General features: G+C 54.0%; 19 protein-coding genes. 18 read left to right on the forward strand and 1 reads right to left on the reverse strand.

Annotated features, from left to right (window positions below):
* Window positions 1-90 precede the first annotated feature (90 nt).
* The 6 genes from corC (at window position 91) to MUU47_RS20845 (ending at window position 6,243) form a co-directional block, all read left to right on the forward strand.
* Complete coding sequence (corC, locus tag MUU47_RS20820) at window positions 91-969, forward strand: CNNM family magnesium/cobalt transport protein CorC (RefSeq protein ID WP_159774227.1); 879 nt, start codon at window positions 91-93, stop codon at window positions 967-969.
* Window positions 970-991: 22 nt separating this feature from the next.
* Complete coding sequence (gene lnt, locus MUU47_RS20825; protein WP_258990047.1) at window positions 992-2,530, forward strand: apolipoprotein N-acyltransferase; 1,539 nt, start codon at window positions 992-994, stop codon at window positions 2,528-2,530.
* 375 nt (window positions 2,531-2,905) lie between these two features.
* Complete coding sequence (locus MUU47_RS20830) at window positions 2,906-3,817, forward strand: amino acid ABC transporter substrate-binding protein (RefSeq protein WP_258990048.1); 912 nt, start codon at window positions 2,906-2,908, stop codon at window positions 3,815-3,817.
* A 286-nt stretch (window positions 3,818-4,103) separates the two neighbouring features.
* Entirely contained in the window at window positions 4,104-4,844 is a 741-nt protein-coding gene (gene gltJ, locus MUU47_RS20835) for a glutamate/aspartate ABC transporter permease GltJ (protein WP_258990049.1), read from the forward strand.
* The gene (gltK, locus tag MUU47_RS20840; protein WP_159754430.1) at window positions 4,844-5,518 is read left to right on the forward strand and encodes a glutamate/aspartate ABC transporter permease GltK; all 675 of its coding nucleotides are present in this window, start codon (window positions 4,844-4,846) and stop codon (window positions 5,516-5,518) included. Before gltJ ends, gltK begins: the two co-directional genes overlap by 1 nt.
* Window positions 5,518-6,243, forward strand: coding sequence for an amino acid ABC transporter ATP-binding protein (locus MUU47_RS20845; protein ID WP_258990050.1), 726 nt, complete (start codon window positions 5,518-5,520; stop codon window positions 6,241-6,243). Before gltK ends, MUU47_RS20845 begins: the two co-directional genes overlap by 1 nt.
* Window positions 6,244-6,335: 92 nt before the next feature.
* On the opposite strand, the gene MUU47_RS20850 is transcribed toward MUU47_RS20845, so the two are convergent.
* Complete coding sequence (locus tag MUU47_RS20850) at window positions 6,336-6,818, reverse strand: zinc ribbon-containing protein (RefSeq protein ID WP_258990051.1); 483 nt, start codon at window positions 6,816-6,818, stop codon at window positions 6,336-6,338.
* A gap of 214 nt (window positions 6,819-7,032) precedes the next feature.
* Here MUU47_RS20850 and leuS point away from each other — a divergent pair, with 214 nt between their 5' ends.
* The 12 genes from leuS to lipB all read left to right on the forward strand — a co-directional run bounded on the left by leuS (window position 7,033) and on the right by lipB (window position 19,630).
* Window positions 7,033-9,615, forward strand: coding sequence for a leucine--tRNA ligase (gene leuS, locus MUU47_RS20855; protein ID WP_258990052.1), 2,583 nt, complete (start codon window positions 7,033-7,035; stop codon window positions 9,613-9,615).
* 14 nt (window positions 9,616-9,629) lie between these two features.
* Window positions 9,630-10,223 (forward strand): LPS assembly lipoprotein LptE, encoded by a 594-nt coding sequence (lptE, locus tag MUU47_RS20860; RefSeq protein ID WP_258990053.1) that lies wholly within the window; start codon window positions 9,630-9,632, stop codon window positions 10,221-10,223.
* Window positions 10,223-11,254: a DNA polymerase III subunit delta gene (gene holA / locus MUU47_RS20865; RefSeq protein WP_258990054.1), complete on the forward strand. Its 1,032-nt coding sequence runs from the start codon at window positions 10,223-10,225 to the stop codon at window positions 11,252-11,254. The genes lptE and holA overlap by 1 nt, the downstream gene beginning before the upstream one ends.
* 1 nt (window position 11,255) lies before the next feature.
* The gene (gene nadD, locus MUU47_RS20870; protein WP_258990055.1) at window positions 11,256-11,897 is read left to right on the forward strand and encodes a nicotinate-nucleotide adenylyltransferase; all 642 of its coding nucleotides are present in this window, start codon (window positions 11,256-11,258) and stop codon (window positions 11,895-11,897) included.
* Between the two features lie 288 nt (window positions 11,898-12,185).
* Window positions 12,186-12,503, forward strand: a complete 318-nt coding sequence (gene rsfS, locus MUU47_RS20875) for a ribosome silencing factor (RefSeq protein ID WP_110512402.1) — start codon at window positions 12,186-12,188, stop codon at window positions 12,501-12,503.
* Between the two features lie 3 nt (window positions 12,504-12,506).
* Window positions 12,507-12,974 (forward strand): 23S rRNA (pseudouridine(1915)-N(3))-methyltransferase RlmH, encoded by a 468-nt coding sequence (gene rlmH / locus MUU47_RS20880; protein WP_258990056.1) that lies wholly within the window; start codon window positions 12,507-12,509, stop codon window positions 12,972-12,974.
* Between the two features lie 27 nt (window positions 12,975-13,001).
* Entirely contained in the window at window positions 13,002-14,903 is a 1,902-nt protein-coding gene (gene mrdA / locus MUU47_RS20885) for a peptidoglycan DD-transpeptidase MrdA (RefSeq protein ID WP_258990057.1), read from the forward strand.
* Between the two features lie 2 nt (window positions 14,904-14,905).
* Entirely contained in the window at window positions 14,906-16,018 is a 1,113-nt protein-coding gene (gene mrdB, locus MUU47_RS20890) for a peptidoglycan glycosyltransferase MrdB (protein WP_110512399.1), read from the forward strand.
* 16 nt (window positions 16,019-16,034) lie between these two features.
* Window positions 16,035-17,189 carry an endolytic peptidoglycan transglycosylase RlpA gene (gene rlpA / locus MUU47_RS20895; RefSeq protein ID WP_258990058.1) on the forward strand — a complete coding sequence of 385 codons (1,155 nt, stop codon included), beginning with the start codon at window positions 16,035-16,037 and terminating at the stop codon, window positions 17,187-17,189.
* A gap of 139 nt (window positions 17,190-17,328) precedes the next feature.
* A complete protein-coding gene (gene dacA / locus MUU47_RS20900) occupies window positions 17,329-18,528 on the forward strand; it encodes a D-alanyl-D-alanine carboxypeptidase DacA (RefSeq protein ID WP_258990060.1) in 1,200 nt (399 codons plus the stop codon).
* A gap of 107 nt (window positions 18,529-18,635) precedes the next feature.
* Entirely contained in the window at window positions 18,636-18,899 is a 264-nt protein-coding gene (gene ybeD, locus MUU47_RS20905) for a DUF493 family protein YbeD (protein WP_097164602.1), read from the forward strand.
* Between the two features lie 89 nt (window positions 18,900-18,988).
* Window positions 18,989-19,630: a lipoyl(octanoyl) transferase LipB gene (gene lipB / locus MUU47_RS20910; RefSeq protein ID WP_258990061.1), complete on the forward strand. Its 642-nt coding sequence runs from the start codon at window positions 18,989-18,991 to the stop codon at window positions 19,628-19,630.
* The last annotated feature ends 267 nt before the right edge of the window (window positions 19,631-19,897 follow it).

A 19,897-nucleotide genomic window follows, 5' to 3' on the forward strand; every position in this document is an offset into this window, starting at 1 on the left:
TTGCAGGTACGTTAGCTTGAAGGATGAAGAGGAAGCTGAATTTACGCGGGACGGCAATCATTCTATTAACATGAGACCCCATACGACGCCATGAGCGACGACAACTCACACAGTAGCGACACCTTAAACAGCAAAAAGGGATTCTTCTCCCTCTTACTGAGCCAACTGTTCCACGGCGAACCTAAAAACCGTGATGAACTTCTGGCGCTGATCCGTGATTCCGGGCAAAACGACCTTATCGACGAAGATACGCGCGACATGCTCGAAGGGGTAATGGATATAGCAGACCAGCGCGTCCGCGACATCATGATCCCCCGCTCTCAAATGATTACCCTGAAACGCAACCAGACGCTGGACGAGTGTCTCGATGTCATTATCGAGTCCGCCCACTCTCGTTTCCCGGTGATCAGCGAAGATAAAGATCACATCGAAGGGATTCTGATGGCGAAAGATTTGCTGCCGTTTATGCGCAGCGATTCCGACGCTTTCAGCATGGATAAGGTGTTACGCCAGGCGGTGGTGGTGCCGGAAAGCAAGCGGGTTGACCGCATGCTGAAAGAGTTCCGCTCTCAGCGCTACCACATGGCGATTGTGATTGACGAATTTGGCGGCGTCTCGGGTCTGGTGACCATCGAAGACATCCTGGAATTGATCGTCGGCGAAATTGAAGATGAATACGATGAAGAAGACGACATCGATTTCCGTCAATTGAGCCGTCACACCTGGACCGTTCGCGCGCTGGCCTCTATCGAGGACTTCAACGAAGCCTACGGCACGCACTTCAGCGATGATGAAGTCGATACCATCGGCGGTCTGGTGATGCAGGCGTTCGGGCACCTGCCTGCTCGCGGCGAATCCATTGACATTGATGGTTACCAGTTCAAAGTTGCGATGGCTGACAGCCGCCGTATCATCCAGGTACACGTCAAACTTCCGGAAGATGCGCCACAGCCCAATCTGGAAGATTAATTTTACGGGACGACAACGCTAAATGGCATTTGCCTCTCTGATTGAACGCCAGCACATTCGCCTGCTGCTGGCGCTACTTTTTGGTGCCTGCGGAACGCTGGCATTTTCCCCTTATGATTTCTGGCCAGCGGCGATTGTTTCGCTGATTGGGCTTCAGGGATTAACCCTTAATCGCCGTCCGCTGCAAAGCGCCTGGATTGGTTACTTCTGGGGTCTCGGTTTATTCGGCTCCGGCATAAACTGGGTCTACGTCAGCATCGCGCAGTTTGGCGGTATGCCGGGTCCGGTGAATGTGTTCCTCGTGGTGCTCCTCGCCGCCTATCTTTCGCTGTATACCGGGCTTTTTGCCGGTGTGCTTGCGCGTTTGTGGCCGAAAGCCAACTGGGTCCGCGTGGCGATAGCTGCCCCTGCAATATGGCAAATCACCGAATTCCTGCGCGGCTGGGTCCTGACCGGATTCCCATGGTTGCAGTTTGGCTACAGCCAGATTGATGGCCCATTGAAAGGTCTGGCACCGGTGATGGGCGTGGAAACCATCAACTTCCTGCTGATGATGGTCAGCGGTCTGTTGGCGCTGGCGCTGGTAACCCGTAACTGGCGTCCGCTGGTGGCTGCCGTGGTGCTGTTCGCGCTGCCGTTCCCGCTGCGCTATATCCAGTGGTATCAGCTGCTGCCTGAGCGCACGACGCAGGTCTCACTGGTGCAGGGCAATATTCCTCAGTCGCTGAAGTGGGATGAGAAAGAACTCATCAACACGCTGAAGATTTATCTCGATGCGACCGAAAAAGTGATGGGTAAATCGCAGCTGATTATCTGGCCTGAGTCAGCGATCCCGGACCTGGAAATCAATCAGCAGCGTCTGCTCGGTATGATGGACGATATGCTGCGCGCCAAAAACAGCTCGCTGATTACCGGCGTGGTGGATTCCCGTCTTAACGCGAAAAACCGTTATGACACCTACAACACCATCATTACGCTGGGCAAAGATAACCCGTACAGCTACAACTCCACCGACCGCTACAACAAGAATCACCTTGTGCCGTTTGGTGAGTTTGTGCCGCTGGAGTCGATTCTGCGTCCGCTGGCACCGTTCTTCGACCTGCCGATGTCATCGTTTAGCCGCGGGCCATACATTCAGCCGCAGCTTTCTGCGCATAACCTGAAACTGACCCCGGCAATTTGCTACGAAGTTATTCTTGGCGAGCAGGTGCGCGATAACTTCCGTCCGGACACCGATTTCCTGCTGACCATTTCTAACGATGCGTGGTTCGGTAAATCGATTGGCCCATGGCAGCACTTCCAGATGGCGCGGATGCGTGCCCTGGAGCTGGCTCGTCCGCTGTTGCGTAGCACCAACAACGGGATTACGGCGGTTATCAACCCGCACGGTGACGTTCAGGCGATGATCCCGCAGTTCACCCGCGATGTGCTGACCACCACGGTGACGCCAACCACCGGCCTGACACCGTATGCGCGTTTTGGCAACTGGCCATTGTGGGCACTTACCGTGCTGTTCGGCTTTGGCGCACTGGTGATGAGTTGTAGAAAGCGTCGACGCTAAAGCCCTTCTCACGTCATTAATCTAAACGGCAATCCTTCGATTGCCGTTTTCGTATTTTCCCCTCACCCCAACACCCCATTTCTGGCACGCCAATTGCTTAGTTAATTCAGTGAGCTGCGTCATTTGCCTTAGTGCAACCCGGTCGCACCAGCAGCGCTCAATGGCGGCACCTTTTTGGTGCATTAGAGCATTTTTGCCTTAAAACGGTGCGGCGCACTTCGCAAAAACAAACAATAACGCAGCAAAATCTTTACATTAAGCCAAACTAAATGTTAACAAACTGGCTTAACACTGCACACTAAAGTTGCAGGCAATAACAACACAACACTCACATGGGTATCCGTGCGTCCCTGACGCTACGATAAGGAGTTGGATATGCAATTACGTAAACTGGCCGCAGCAATGCTGGTGATGGGAATATCCGCAGGCGTGGCGCACGCCGACGACGCAGCACAGGCTTCAGGCCAGAGCACGCTGGATAAAATCGCTAAAAACGGCGTGATTGTGGTTGGGCACCGTGAATCATCTGTACCGTTCTCTTATTACGACAACCAGCAAAAGGTTGTGGGCTACTCGCAGGATTACTCCAACGCTATCGTTGACGCTATCAAGAAGAAGCTCAACAAGCCGGACCTGCAGGTTAAGCTGATCCCAATTACATCCCAGAACCGTATCCCATTGCTGCAAAACGGCACCTTTGACTTCGAGTGTGGTTCCACCACGAACAACCTCGAGCGTCAAAAGCAGGCTGCGTTCTCTGACACTATCTTCGTGGTTGGCACCCGTCTGCTGGTCAAGAAAGGCGGCGCAATCAAAGACTTCGCTGACCTGAAAGGCAAAGCGGTTGTTGTGACGTCCGGGACCACCTCTGAAGTTCTGCTGCACAAGCTGAACGACGAGAAGAAAATGGACATGCGCATCATCAGCGCCAAAGACCACGGCGACTCTTTCCGTACCCTGGAAAGCGGCCGTGCGGTGGCGTTTATGATGGATGACGCCCTGCTGGCGGGTGAACGTGCGAAAGCGAAGAAGCCTGATAACTGGGAAATCGTTGGCACCGCGCAGTCCAAAGAAGCCTACGGCTGCATGCTGCGCAAAGACGATCCGCAGTTCAAAAAGCTGATGGATGACACCATCGCTCAGGCGCAGACCTCCGGTGAAGCGGCGAAGTCGTTCGATAAATGGTTCAAAAACCCAATTCCACCGAAGAACCTGAACATGAACTTCGAACTGTCTGACGACATGAAAGCACTGTTTAAAACACCAAACGACAAAGCACTTAACTAACTAGAACAATGATGGGCGGGCTCGCCTGCCCTCTCGATTGCGAGGAGATACGGACAGACTATATGGTGAATGGTCGTTCCCCATTCACCATGAAAAATTAATTACACAAAATCATTCAGGCTGTATCGCGGCGGCAACTAAGCGAATCCGCAGGTGCTTACCTCAGTAAGTGACTGTGGTGAGCGAAGGCGGCCAACAAAGATACAGGGTGAAGGATGACGTGTAATCGTTTCCTTAGCAGTCTTAGAGGGTAGCGCTGCTACCCTTTTTTTTTCGGAGTCCATTTATGTCAATCGACTGGAACTGGGGTATTTTTCTGCAACAAGCCCCGTTCGGCAACACCACCTATCTTGGCTGGCTGTGGAGCGGATTTCAGGTCACGGTGGCGCTGTCCATCACGGCCTGGATTATCGCGTTCCTTGTCGGCTCACTGTTCGGCATTCTGCGCACCGTGCCAAATCGGTTCTTATCCGGGCTCGGCACACTGTACGTGGAACTGTTCCGTAACGTTCCGCTGATCGTTCAATTCTTTACCTGGTATCTGGTGATACCGGAACTGCTGCCAGAAAACCTCGGCATGTGGTTTAAGTCTGAGCTTGATCCTAACATTCAGTTCTTTGTTTCCTCGATGCTGTGCCTGGGGCTGTTCACTGCTGCCCGCGTATGCGAACAGGTGCGGGCGGCAATTCAATCGCTGCCGCGCGGTCAGAAAAACGCCGGGCTGGCGATGGGCCTGACGCTGCCACAAACCTATCGTTATGTGCTGCTACCCAATGCCTATCGCGTGATTGTCCCGCCGATGACTTCGGAGATGATGAACCTGGTGAAAAACTCGGCCATCGCCTCGACTATCGGTCTGGTGGATATGGCCGCACAGGCGGGCAAACTGCTAGATTATTCGGCGCACGCCTGGGAATCCTTCACCGCCATTACCCTCGCTTATGTACTGATTAACACGGTTATCATGCTGGTAATGAATCTGGTTGAACGTAAGGTTCGCCTGCCGGGCAATATGGGAGGCAAATAATGTACGATTTTGACTGGAGTTCTATCGTTCCGTCGATGCCTTACCTGCTCGCAGGTCTGGTTATCACCCTGAAGATTACCGTCACGGCGATAATCATTGGTATCGTCTGGGGCACCCTGTTGGCGGTGATGCGTCTGTCCACCTTCAAACCATTGGCCTGGTTTGCGACCGCGTATGTGAACGTGTTCCGTTCTATTCCGCTGGTGATGGTGCTGCTGTGGTTCTACCTGATTGTTCCGGGCTTCCTGCAGCAGGTGCTTGGCCTGTCGCCGAAAGCCGATATTCGTCTGATTTCTGCGATGGTGGCGTTCTCGATGTTTGAAGCTGCCTACTATTCAGAAATTATCCGCGCCGGTATTCAGAGCGTTTCTCGCGGCCAGGGCAATGCCGCCTTAGCGCTGGGGATGACCCACTGGCAGTCAATGAAGCTCATTATTCTGCCACAGGCGTTCCGCGCAATGGTGCCACTGCTGCTGACTCAGGGGATTGTCCTGTTCCAGGATACGTCACTGGTGTACGTGCTGAGCCTTGCCGATTTCTTCCGTACCGCCTCCACCATTGGCGAGCGTGACGGAACCCAGGTTGAGATGATCCTGTTCGCGGGAGCCGTCTATTTTGTTATCAGTTTAAGCGCCTCGCTGTTGGTCAGCTATTTGAAGAAAAGGACCGTGTAATGATTTCCCTGAAAAATGTTTCGAAATGGTATGGTCACTTTCAGGTGCTCACCGACTGCTCCACGGAAGTGAAAAAAGGCGAAGTGGTGGTAGTTTGCGGCCCGTCGGGGTCTGGCAAATCCACGCTGATTAAAACCGTTAACGGCCTTGAGCCGGTTCAGCAGGGCGAGATTCTGGTGAACGGCACGCAGGTGACCCACAAGAAAACTGATTTGGCAAAACTGCGTTCACACGTGGGCATGGTGTTCCAGCATTTCGAGCTCTTCCCACATCTGTCGATTATCGAAAACCTGACCCTGGCACAGGTCAAAGTGCTGCGACGTGATAAAACGGCAGCGCGCACCAAGGGGCTGAAATTACTGGAACGCGTGGGGCTTTCTGCGCATGCCGATAAATTCCCGGCGCAGCTTTCCGGCGGCCAGCAGCAACGTGTAGCGATCGCCCGCGCGCTGTGTATGGATCCTGTAGCGATGTTGTTTGACGAGCCCACATCAGCGCTTGATCCGGAGATGATCAACGAAGTGCTGGACGTCATGGTCGAGCTGGCGCACGAAGGAATGACGATGATGGTAGTGACTCACGAAATGGGCTTTGCCCGCAAAGTGGCAAACCGCGTTATCTTTATGGATGAAGGCAAGATTGTGGAAGACTCCGACAAAGACGAGTTCTTTGATAATCCGAAGTCCGACCGTGCGAAAGATTTCCTGGCGAAAATCCTGCACTAATACTTAATGCTGGTGCGGTCTGATACCCTCTTCCATCGGGGAGAGGGTACAAACATTAAAACGGCAATCTATAGATTGCCGTTTGCATTTACCTAGGGCTCAAACGCTTTGCGCTGGAACTGATCGTGACCGCATTTCGGGCACAAGGGCAGCATATCCGGCGAATACACCGCTAAGTGGAAGTGGCATTTCTCGCATACCAGATTGCCCAACCCCACCACTTCCCCGCTGTGATACACCCCATGGTGATTCAAGTCCTGGAATACTTCGCGCCATTCCAGCTGCGTTTTGTCAGTGATGTCCGCCAGTTCCTGCCAGATGCTCTCTTTAATCACCCGCAGAAACACGCTGTCTTTCAGTTCATCCTGGCTTTCGTTATAACTGATGGCGAACTCTTCCAGGTCACGACGGACGGCCCTTGTCAGCTCCTCCACTTCGGTTCGGGTTAACTCCCCGGTCTGGCTGACGCGCTGACGCGCCTGCTCGACCAGCGCGTCAATATCGCGGTCTCCGTTACGCAGGCGTTCGGTTAGCGTCGTCACCAGTTCACGATAATATTGAGCGACCTTGTTCATTGTTTCATCTCCCGGGCGGTTAACGTCCTCTAATAATAGACCTTATTTCCTCATCGCTTTGTCAGGTAAGCTACAGACACGGTAAATAAACGCCAGGCTGGTGTGTGCGAAAGGCTGTTTTGACGTGCCCGTTTGGGCTATGCTATGCGGATCTGAATGACCACATCCATTGGCTACGTTTGTAGCTGTATTGAAAACAGGACCACTGGCTGCCATGCAAGAGCAATACCGCCCGGAAGAGATAGAATCGAAAGTCCAGCAACACTGGGACGATAAGCGCACATTTGAAGTGACTGAAGACAACAGCAAAGAGAAATACTACTGCCTGTCGATGCTCCCCTATCCTTCTGGCCGACTACACATGGGCCACGTGCGCAATTACACCATCGGTGATGTGATTGCCCGTTACCAGCGCATGCTGGGCAAAAACGTGCTGCAGCCAATCGGCTGGGATGCGTTTGGTCTGCCGGCTGAAGGCGCTGCGGTAAAAAACAACACCGCACCTGCACCGTGGACCTACGACAACATCGCCTACATGAAGAACCAGCTCAAAATGCTGGGCTTCGGTTATGACTGGAGCCGCGAGCTGGCGACCTGTACCCCGGAATACTACCGCTGGGAGCAGAAGTTCTTCACCGAGCTCTACAAAAAAGGCCTGGTCTACAAGAAAACGTCCGCCGTTAACTGGTGCCCGAATGACCAGACCGTACTGGCGAACGAGCAGGTTATCGACGGCTGCTGCTGGCGCTGCGATACCAAAGTTGAGCGTAAAGAAATTCCACAGTGGTTTATCAAAATCACCGCCTACGCTGACGAACTGCTGAACGATCTGGATAAAATGGATCAGTGGCCTGACACGGTGAAAACCATGCAGCGCAACTGGATTGGCCGTTCCGAAGGCGTAGAAATCACCTTCGACGTTGCCGATTACGCTGACAAGCTGACCGTTTACACCACGCGTCCTGACACCTTTATGGGTGCAACTTACTTGGCCGTGGCTGCAGGTCATCCACTGGCACAGCAGGCCGCACTCAATAATCCTGAACTGGCTGCCTTCGTTGACGAATGCCGCAACACCAAAGTTGCTGAAGCTGAAATGGCGACGATGGAGAAGAAAGGCGTCGACACCGGTTTCAAAGCGATTCATCCGCTGACGGGCGAAGCGGTTCCGGTATGGGCGGCTAACTTCGTGCTGATGGAATACGGCACCGGTGCGGTGATGGCTGTCCCGGGTCACGACCAGCGCGACTATGAATTTGCGACTAAATACGGCCTGACCATCAAGCCGGTTATTCTGAACGCTGATGGTTCCGAGCCGGACCTGTCTGAGCAGGCTCTGACCGAAAAAGGCACCCTGTTTAACTCCGGTGAATTTAGCGGCCTTAGCTTCGAAGCAGGCTTTAACGCCATTGCCGACAAGCTGGCAGAACTGGGCGTGGGTGAGCGTAAAGTCAACTTCCGTCTGCGCGACTGGGGGGTTTCCCGTCAGCGTTACTGGGGCGCGCCAATCCCAATGGTGACCCTGGAAGACGGTACCGTGATGCCAACCCCAGAAGATCAGCTGCCGGTTATCCTGCCGGAAGACGTGGTCATGGACGGTATCACCAGCCCAATCAAAGCCGATCCTGAGTGGGCGAAAACCACCGTTAACGGCCAGCCAGCGCTGCGTGAAACCGACACCTTTGACACCTTTATGGAGTCTTCCTGGTACTATGCGCGTTATACCTGCCCTGACTATCAGGAAGGAATGCTGGATTCCGACGCTGCCAACTACTGGCTGCCGGTGGATATTTATATCGGCGGGATCGAACACGCCATCATGCACCTGCTGTACTTCCGCTTCTTCCACAAACTGATGCGTGATGCGGGCATGGTGAACTCTGACGAACCGGCTAAACAGCTGCTGTGTCAGGGTATGGTGCTGGCGGATGCGTTCTACTATCTGGGCGAAAGTGGCGAGCGCAACTGGGTTTCCCCGAAAGATGCCATCGTTGAGCGCGACGAGAAAGGCCGTATCGTGAAAGCGAAGGACGAAGCAGGCCATGAGCTGGTGTATACCGGCATGAGCAAAATGTCCAAGTCCAAAAACAACGGCATTGACCCGCAGGAAATGGTTGAACGTTATGGCGCGGACACCGTTCGTCTGTTCATGATGTTCGCATCTCCAGCAGACATGACCCTCGAGTGGCAGGAATCTGGCGTTGAAGGCGCTAACCGCTTCCTGAAACGCGTGTGGAAACTGGTTTACGAACACACTGCGAAAGGTCCAACGGTTGCCCTGAACGTCGACGCGTTGAGCGAAGATCAGCAGGCGCTGCGTCGTGACGTTCACAAAACCATCGCTAAAGTGACTGATGATGTTGGCCGTCGTCAGACCTTCAACACTGCCATCGCGGCCGTGATGGAACTGATGAACAAGCTGGCGAAGGCCCCTGCGGAAGAAGAGCAGGATCGCGCTCTGCTGCAAGAAGCTCTGCAATCCGTGGTACGTATGCTGAACCCGTTCACCCCACATATCAGCTTCACGCTGTGGCAGCTGCTGAGTGGCGAAGGTGATGTCGACAACGCACCATGGCCGGTAGCCGACGAGAAAGCGATGGTGGAAAACACCACCCTCGTCGTGGTACAGGTTAACGGTAAAGTCCGCGGTAAAGTGACTGTGCCGGTAGAGGCAACCGAAGAGCAGGTTCGTGAACGTGCAGGCCAGGAACATCTGGTCGCAAAATATCTGGATGGTATGACCGTGCGTAAAGTCATTTACGTGCCGGGCAAACTGCTCAACCTGGTCGTTGGCTAAGCGCGGGAGGAAGCGTGCGATTTCTGACAACGTTATTGGTATCTCTGGCGGTGCTTGTCACCGCGGGTTGTGGCTGGCACCTGCGTAGTACCACGCAGGTTCCGGACAACATGAAAAAGATGATTTTTATCTCAGGCGATCCTAACGGACCGATGAGCCGTGCAGTACGTAACCAATTACGCCTGAATGGGATTGAGATTGTCGAAGCCAGCTCGATTCGCCAGGACATTCCGTCCCTGCGTCTGGGCGGTGTGGCGATATCTCAAGATACCGCATCGGTATTCCAGAATGGGCAGACTGCGGAGTACCAGATGGTCATGACCGTCTCCGCCAGCGTGCTGATCCCGGGTCACGACATCTATCCAATCAGCACCAAGGTTTATCGTTCGTACTTCGATAACCCACTGCAGGCGCTGGCGAAAGATGCCGAGCAGGAGATAATCATCCAGGAGATGTACGACAAAGCCGCTCAGCAGCTGATTCGTAAGCTGCCAAGCGTCAAGGTGGCGGATACTGAAGCCACCAAAGAGGACGATCAGTCTGCTGCGGATGCTAACGCAACCGAAGCACCGGCCGGAACTCGCGTCTCCACGACTCTGGGTAACTGATGATTCGGCTGTACCCTGAACAACTCCGCGCGCAGCTCTCTGAAGGGCTGCGCGCGGCGTATTTACTCCTCGGAAATGACCCCCTATTGCTTCAGGAAAGTCAGGATGCCATTCGCCACGCGGCGGGGGCTCAGGGCTTTGATGAACACCACACTGTCACGATAGACGCCAGCACCGACTGGAATGCGCTGTTTGCGCTTAGCCAGGAACGCAGCCTGTTCGCCATGCGTCAAACGTTGACGCTGGTCCTGCCGGATAATGGTCCGAATGCGGCTATTAATGAACAGCTCGTGGCGCTGATTGGCCTGCTCCACGACGAATTATTGCTTATTATCCGCGGTAATAAGCTGACCAAAGCCCAGGAAAATGCGGCCTGGTATAACGCGCTTTCCGGACGGGCAGCGCAGGTTTCCTGCCAGACGCCGGAACAAGCACAGCTGCCGCGCTGGCTCGCCACGCGTGCCAGACAACTAAATTTGCAGCTCGATGATGCCGCAAGCCAGCTGCTTTGCTATTGCTATGAAGGTAACCTGCTGGCGCTGACTCAGGCGCTTGAACGCCTCTCTCTCCTGTGGCCTGACGGTAAACTGACGCTGCCACGGGTTGAGCGGGCGGTAAATGATGCTGCGCACTTTACACCGTTTCACTGGCTGGATGCACTGCTGGCAGGAAAAAGCAAACGCGCGTTGCATATCCTGCAGCAGTTACGCCAGGAAGGCAGTGAGCCGGTTATTCTGCTGCGAACCCTTCAGCGCGAACTTCTGCTGCTGGTGAACATGAAGCGTCAATCGGTCAACACGCCGCTGCGCGCATTGTTCGATAAGCACCGCGTCTGGCAGAATCGTCGACCGTTATTTACCGAAGCGCTGAACCGCCTGAGCCCGGAGCAGCTGCGCCATGCGGTGTCTCTCCTGGCGCGAACTGAGCTCACGCTCAAACAGGATTACGGCCAGTCGGTCTGGGCTGAACTCGACGGTCTGTCGCTGCTGCTGTGTCACAAAAATCTGCCCGACGTTTTTTTTGAAGGATGATATGACGGCGTTAAAGGCACTCTACGGCGGCACGTTTGATCCCGTACATTATGGCCACCTCAAACCAGTCGAAATTCTGGCAAACCTGATTGGCCTGTCGAAGGTCATCATCATGCCGAACAACGTTCCGCCGCATCGTCCACAGCCGGAAGCGAGCAGCGCCCAGCGTACCAAAATGTTGAAGCTGGCAATCGCCGATAAGCCCCTTTTTGAACTCGATGAACGCGAACTGCGCCGCGATACGCGCTCTTACACATCGGAAACGCTGCGCGAATGGCGTCAGGAACAGGGTCCAACACAGCCGCTGGCTTTTATTATTGGTCAGGACTCGCTGATCAACTTCCCGTCATGGCACGACTACCAAAGCATTCTGGATAATGCGCACCTGTTAGTGTGCCGTCGTCCGGGCTACCCGATGGCGATGAAAGAGGAAGCGCATCAGCATTGGCTGGATCGCCATCTGACGAACAGCGTGGATGATTTACACCGCACTCCCGCCGGGAAAATTTATATTGCTGAAACACCCTGGTTCAATATTTCCGCCACACTGATTCGCGAACGCCTCCAGCAGGGCGAATCCTGCGACGAAATGTTGCCGCAGGCAGTGCTGCGTTATATCCATGAACAGGGGCTTTACCAATAACTTTCCGGGACTTACTGCGTGTAAACTCTGCGAGATCCCTATTTTCATCGCCAACATCCCTCCAGACCATTGACACACCCTGACAGGCTGTTATTCTCCGCAGCCAGACTTGTCCCACCCCACTGATTTACAGAAATTGTTTTACAAAAATGGCGATGCAATCATGGCCATTGGGTGGGATGATAGCGCGCCGGTACTGTCCGGCAGGCGACATTTGTCCGACTTCGTCCTGGTTTCAGGTATACTTACGGGCTGTTTATATTTTTCATCACCTGACCAGGGGGAAACTTGCAAGGTAAAGAACTTCAGGATTTTGTCATCGACAAAATCGACGACCTTAAGGGCCAGGACATCATCACTATCGATGTTCACGGCAAATCCAGTATCACTGACTGCATGATCATCTGCACCGGTACGTCCACCCGCCATGTGGTGTCCATTGCCGATCACGTTGTCCAGGAATCTCGCGCTGCAGGTTTGTACCCGCTGGGTGTAGAAGGCGAAAATGTCGCTGACTGGGTTGTGGTTGATCTCGGCGAAGTGATTGTTCACGTTATGCAGGAAGAAAGCCGTCGCCTGTATGAACTGGAAAAACTCTGGGGTTAATGCGTGAAGCTGCAGCTCATTGCCGTGGGAACCAAAATGCCGGACTGGGTTCAGACCGGTTTCACGGAATACCTGCGCCGCTTTCCCCGAGATATGCCGTTCGAACTGGTGGAAATTCCTGCCGGTAAACGCGGTAAGAATGCCGATATTGCTCGCATTCTGGAGAAAGAAGGTGAATTGATGCTGGCTGCGGCCGGCAAAAATCGCATTGTCACGCTGGATATCCCCGGAAAACCGTGGGATACACCGCAGCTGGCCCATGAGCTTGAGCGCTGGAAACAGGATGGGCGTGACGTTAGTCTGCTAATCGGTGGCCCGGAGGGGTTATCCCCTGCCTGTAAAGTCGCCGCAGAACAAAGTTGGTCGCTTTCCTCGCTCACTCTCCCTCACCCGTTGGTACGCGTGCTGGTTGCAGAAAGCCTTTATCGGGCGTGGAGTATTACCACCAACCACCCTTACCACCGCGAGTAATGATGACCAGGTTAGATTAAGCAGCGGATGAAATTACAGAATTCTTTTCGCGACTACACGGCTGAGTCCGCGCTGTTTGTGCGCCGGGCGGTAATCGCATTTTTGGGCATATTAGCGCTCAGCGGCGTGCTGGTTGTTAACCTCTATAATCTGCAGATTGTCCGCTTTACCGACTACCAGACCCGCTCCAACGAAAACCGCATCAAGCTGGTGCCAATCCCACCAAGCCGCGGCATTATCTATGACCGTAACGGCACTCCGCTGGCGTTGAACCGCACCATTTATCAGTTAGAGCTGATGCCGGAAAAGGTCGATAACCTCCAGCAAACGTTGAACGATCTGCGAAGCGTGGTCGACCTTACCGACGACGATATCGTCAATTTCAAGAAAGAGCGCGCCCGCTCTCACCGTTTCACCTCCATTCCGGTCAAAGTTAACCTGACAGAAGTGCAGGTCGCCCGTTTTGCGGTGAATCAGTACCGTTTCCCCGGCGTGGAAGTGAAAGGCTATAAGCGTCGCTACTATCCTTACGGATCCGCACTAACGCATGTGATAGGCTACGTCTCGAAAATCAACGACAAAGACGTTGAACGCCTTGATAAAGAAGGCAAACTCGCTAACTACGCCGCGACCCACGATATCGGCAAGCTGGGTATTGAGCGCTATTACGAAGACGTACTGCACGGACAGACCGGTTACGAAGAGGTTGAAGTGAACAACCGCGGTCGCGTCATCCGTCAGCTGAAAGAAGTTTCGCCAACTGCCGGGCATGATATCCATCTGACGCTGGACCTGCAGTTACAGCAGTATATTGAAACTCTGCTGGCGGGCAGCCGTGCAGCGGTGGTCGTCACTGATCCACGTTCTGGCGGGATCATGGCACTGGTTTCTATGCCAAGCTACGACCCGAATCTGTTCGTAGATGGCATTTCCAGTAAGGATTATTCCGGACTGTTGAACGACCCGAACACGCCGCTGATCAACCGCGCCACACAGGGTGTTTATCCTCCTGCGTCGACGGTAAAACCGTACGTTGCAGTCTCCGCATTGACTGCGGGCGTAATTACCCGCAACACCGGTTTATTTGACCCGGGCTGGTGGCAACTACCAGGCTCCGACAAGCGCTATCGCGACTGGAAGAGATGGGGTCACGGCCATCTGACCGTCACCAAAGCGCTGGAAGAATCGGCGGATACCTTCTTCTATCAGGTCGCCTACGATATGGGCATCGACCGACTTTCAGAGTGGATGGGCAAGTTTGGCTACGGCCATTACACCGGAATCGATCTCTCCGAAGAGCGCTCCGGTAACATGCCAACCCGTGAATGGAAACTGAAACGCTTTAAGAAACCGTGGTACCAGGGTGACACCATTCCGGTCGGGATCGGCCAGGGCTACTGGACGGCCACGCCGATCCAGATGAGTAAAGCGCTGATGATCCTGATTAACGATGGCGTTGTGAAAGTGCCTCACCTGCTGATGAGCACCGCCGAAAATGGGAAACAGATTCCCTGGGACCAGCCTCACGAAGCCCCTGTCGGCGACGTGCACTCCGGTTACTGGGAAATTGCCAAAGACGGGATGTATGGTGTTGCGAGCCGACCTAACGGGACGGCGCATAAATCCTTTGTCGGCACACCGTATAAAGTCGCCGCGAAATCGGGTACGGCACAGGTCTTTGGTCTGAAAGCCAACGAAACCTATAACGCCCACCGCATTGCGGAACGTCTGCGTGACCACAAACTGATGACCGCGTTTGCGCCATACGACAATCCAAGAGTGGCGGTAGCGATGATCCTCGAAAATGGCGGCGCAGGCCCTGCAGTCGGGACACTCATGCGTCAAATTCTCGACCACATTATGCTCGGTGATAACAACACCGTACTGCCGGCAGAAAACCCGGCAGCCGCAGCCGCGGAGGACCAATAACAATGACGGATAATCCGAACAAACGATCGATGTGGGATAAAATCCACCTGGACCCAACCATGCTGCTTATCCTGTTGGCGCTGCTGACTTACAGCGCGCTGGTTATCTGGAGCGCCAGCGGCCAGGATATGGGCATGATGGAGCGTAAAATCGGCCAGATTGCGATGGGTGTTGTCATCATGGTCGTGATGGCGCAAATCCCGCCGCGAGTTTACGAAGGCTGGGCGCCATGGCTCTATATCTTCTGTATCGTGCTGCTGGTCGCAGTTGACGCCTTTGGGGCTATCTCTAAAGGGGCTCAGCGCTGGCTGGATTTAGGCGTCGTCCGTTTTCAGCCCTCGGAGATTGCGAAAATCGCCGTACCGCTGATGGTGGCTCGCTTCATTAACCGTGACGTCTGCCCGCCTACACTCAAAAATACCGCCATTGCGCTGATACTGATTTTCCTGCCAACGCTGCTGGTTGCCGCACAGCCGGATCTCGGTACCTCGATTCTGATTGCGCTGTCTGGCCTGTTCGTTCTGTTCCTGGCGGGTCTCAGCTGGCGCCTGATTGGCGTCGCCGTGCTGATGGTCGCCGCCTTCATACCGATCCTCTGGTTCTTCCTGATGCACGACTATCAGCGCCAGCGCGTGATGATGTTGCTCGACCCGGAAACCGATCCGCTGGGGGCGGGTTACCACATTATTCAGTCTAAAATTGCCATAGGCTCCGGCGGCCTGCGCGGTAAAGGTTGGCTGCACGGCACCCAGTCACAGTTGGAGTTCTTGCCCGAGCGCCATACTGACTTTATCTTCGCGGTGCTGGCAGAAGAACTGGGCCTGATAGGCTTCCTGGTGTTGTTGGCGCTCTACGTCCTGTTGATCATGCGCGGATTGTGGATTGCCGCCCAGGCGCAAACCACTTTCGGCCGCGTCATGGCCGGTGGCTTAATGTTGATTTTATTCGTTTATGTCTTCGTAAATATTGGTATGGTGAGTGGGATCCTGCCGGTAGTTGGCGTACCCTTGCCGCTGGTCAGCTATGGGGGCTCAGCCCTGATCGTACTGATGGCCGGGTTTGGTATCGTCATGTCGATACACACCCACAGAAAAATGTTGTCGAAAAGCGTATAAGAAGGGGTGCGCAAAGATGCGTAAACAATGGCTTGGGATCTGTATCGCAGCTGGCTTACTGGCAGCGTGTTCAAGTGATGATGGGCAGCAACAGCAGACCGTCACCGCACCGACACCGGCGGTCTGTAACGGTCCTGTGGTAGAAATAAGTGGTGCCGACCCGCGCTTTGAACCCCTGAATCCGTCGGTGAATCAGGACTATCAGCGTGACGGGAAGAATTTCAAAATTGTGCAGGACCCGTCAAACTTTAGTCAGACTGGTCTGGCCGCAATTTATGACGCTGAGCCGGGCAGTAACCTGACCGCGTCAGGTGAACCGTTTGATGCCACGCAGCTGACCGCCGCGCATCCAACGCTGCCGGTGCCGAGCTATGCGCGAATCACCAACCTGGCGAATGGCCGTATGCTTATCGTGCGCATCAACGATCGTGGCCCTTACGGCAACGATCGTGTGATCTCGCTTTCTCGCGCCGCCGCCGATCGCCTGAATACGTCGAATAATACCAAAGTGCGGATTGACCCGATTATTGTGGCGCAGGACGGAACGATGTCCGGCCCGGGTACCGCCTGTACCACCATTGCGAAACAAACTTATGCCCTGCCCGCTCGCCCGGATTTGAATGGCGGCATGGGAAGCGTATCGTCAACGCCGCAGGATGCGACGCCGCAAAGCGACGTGCGTGCCATCAGTAATGACACGCTGAAACCGGAAGATACCACCGGCGCACCGGTTAACAGCAGCGGCTTCCTTGGCGCACCGACCACGCTAAACAACGGCGTACTGGAAAGCAGCGCTCCGGCGGTACAGCCTGCCCCTCAGCAGGCAGTCCAGTCGACTGCTGTGCAGCCTGCGCCGACACAAAGCGCACCAGTAACGGCACCGGGTTCCACCCAAGGAAGCGTTGCACCAACCGCCGCACCTCTATCAGCCTCTACGGCCGCCAGCGGCAGCTATGTGGTTCAGGTCGGCGCAGTGAGTGACCAGGCCCGTGCGCAGCAATATCAGCAGCGTCTGAGCCAGCAGTTTTCTGTGCCCGGTCGCGTCATGCAGAACGGCGCCGTCTGGCGTATTCAGTTAGGGCCGTTCAGCAACAAGACCGACGCCAGCACCGTACAACAGCGCCTGCAAAGCGAGGCGCAATTACAGTCATTTATTACTCGCGCCAACTAAAACAGGACTGGCATCCTCAGCGCAGTACGTATGTTAAAACCATTAACACTCTCATACGCATTGCTGGATGCCGGGTTCCCTTGCATTTGCTATAGTTAGGCACTTTTTTTAACTCATCACGGATGTCGTTGTTCTGACCATGAAGACCTCTTTTTCTGCTCGTTTACTTATCACGGCTCTGTCTGTCGCGGCACTGACCTCCGCTGCCCACGCTGATGACCTGAACATCAAAACCATGATCCCAGGCGTTCCGCAGATCGATGCGGAATCCTACATTCTGATCGACTACAACTCAGGCAAAGTCCTGGCCGAGCAGAACGCCGACGAACGCCGTGACCCGGCAAGTCTGACCAAAATGATGACCAGCTACGTCATCGGTCAGGCAATGAAAGCGGGTAAATTCAAAGAATCTGACCTGGTCACCGTCGGTACCGACGCATGGGCCACCGGTAACCCAGTATTCAAAGGTTCATCCCTGATGTTCCTGAAGCCAGGCATGCAGGTGCCCGTTTCCCAGCTGATTCGCGGGATTAACCTGCAGTCCGGTAACGATGCCTGTGTTGCAATGGCCGACTATGTCGCTGGCAGCCAGGACGCCTTCGTCGGACTGATGAACAGCTACGTAACGGCCCTGGGCCTGAAAAACTCCCACTTCCAGACCGTTCACGGCCTGGATGCAGACGGTCAGTACAGCTCCGCGCGTGATATGGCGATGATTGGTCAGTCGCTGATCCGCGACGTGCCAAACGAATACACCATCTACAAAGAGAAAGAATTCACCTTCAACGGCATCCGTCAGATGAACCGTAACGGTTTACTGTGGGACAACAGCCTGCAGGTCGACGGCATCAAAACAGGCCACACTGACAAAGCGGGCTACAACCTCGTGGCGTCGGCAACCGAAGGTCAGATGCGTCTGATCTCTGCGGTAATGGGCGGTCGTACTTATAAAGGCCGTGAAACCGAGAGTAAAAAGCTGCTGACCTGGGGCTTCCGCTTCTTCGAAACCGTAAATCCGCTAAAAGCAGGTAAAGAGTTTGCCTCTGAGCCAGCCTGGTTTGGTGACAACGATCGCGCATCCCTTGGTGTAGATAAAGACGTCTACCTCACTATTCCACGTGGTCGCATGAAAGACCTGAAAGCCAGCTACACGCTGAACAACGTCGAACTGCACGCCCCACTGCAGAAAAACCAGGTTGTTGGCACCATTAACTTCCAGCTCGACGGTAAAACTATCGAACAGCGTCCGCTGGTGGTGCTGCAAGAAATTCCTGAAGGTAACTTCTTCGGTAAGATCATTGATTACATTAAATTAATGTTCCACCACTGGTTTGGTTAAAAATTACACACTTGAAAGTGTGATTTCCATCCCCATATACTTAGCATGACAATAACTGCTCCCGTGCCTTGCGCGGGAGCAGTTCTTTTTAAACCACCGGAGCTGACATGAAAACCAAACTTAACGAACTGCTTGAATTCCCTACTTCATTTACCTACAAGGTAATGGGTCTGGCGAAGCCTGAGCTGGTTGACCAGGTGGTGGAAGTGGTGCAGCGCCATGCGCCAGGTGATTACTCTCCACAGGTAAAACCGAGCAGCAAAGGCAACTACCACTCGGTGTCCATCACCATTAACGCCACCCACATCGAGCAGGTCGAAACCCTGTACGAAGAGCTGGGGAATATCGAAATCGTTCGTATGGTGCTGTAACCCTGTTGCCCGGAGCTCTCCGGGCAATTCCTTTCCCGCGCTGTGATATACTCTTCGCCCATGTTTTCCCGTCCCGCGGAGATGTCGTTTTGGATCTGAACACCCTCCTCGTCCGCCAGCTTGGCGTACAACCCTATGAGCCTGTTTCTCAGGCGATGCATGACTTCACCGACCACCGTGATGAAACCACCCCAGACGAAATCTGGCTGGTTGAGCATCAGCCTGTCTTTACACAGGGTCAGGCTGGCAAAGCGGAACATGTCCTGGTTCCCGGTGATATTCCGGTCGTTCAAAGCGATCGCGGCGGCCAGGTGACCTATCACGGACCCGGCCAGCAGGTGATGTACGTCCTGTTAGATTTAAAACGCCGTAAGCTTGGGGTGCGAGAGCTAGTGACACTGCTGGAACAGACGGTGATCAACACACTGGCTGAATTTGGAATTGAGTCGCATCCGCGTGCCGATGCGCCCGGGGTGTATGTTGGTGAGCAGAAAATTTGTTCACTAGGATTACGTATTCGAAAAGGCTGTTCATTTCACGGGCTGGCGCTGAATGTCGCCATGGATTTATCGCCCTTTTTACGCATTAACCCTTGCGGTTATGCGGGAATGGAAATGACGCAAATGCAGCACTGGCATGCAGATGCAAAACCGGAAAATATTTCCCCCGTTTTGGTGTCGCAATTTTTAGCACTGCTAAACAATCCACCCCATAAATATATTGCTGCTTAATATATTATACACTTGGGCCTGATATTTTGTCGGGTCCTGGGCTCTTTCACCTCCTTTCCCTTTACATTATTCACAACTTTCTATATTTTTTCTGCGCTCGACGGATAAAAGAGCTCGTCGCACACAAAGTTTTACGTTAACACACCACCAGAAACACAAGGCCGTTCCGCAGTTCGAGATCTAATTCATTGTTAAAAATGATGTAAATCCTGTCTCCGCGTAAAATCGCCTCTCAAAAGCATAATAACAATAAATATTTTTTCAACT

Origin of the sequence: Scandinavium hiltneri, from assembly GCF_024764835.1 — a bacterium.
Lineage (GTDB): Bacteria > Pseudomonadota > Gammaproteobacteria > Enterobacterales > Enterobacteriaceae > Scandinavium > Scandinavium hiltneri.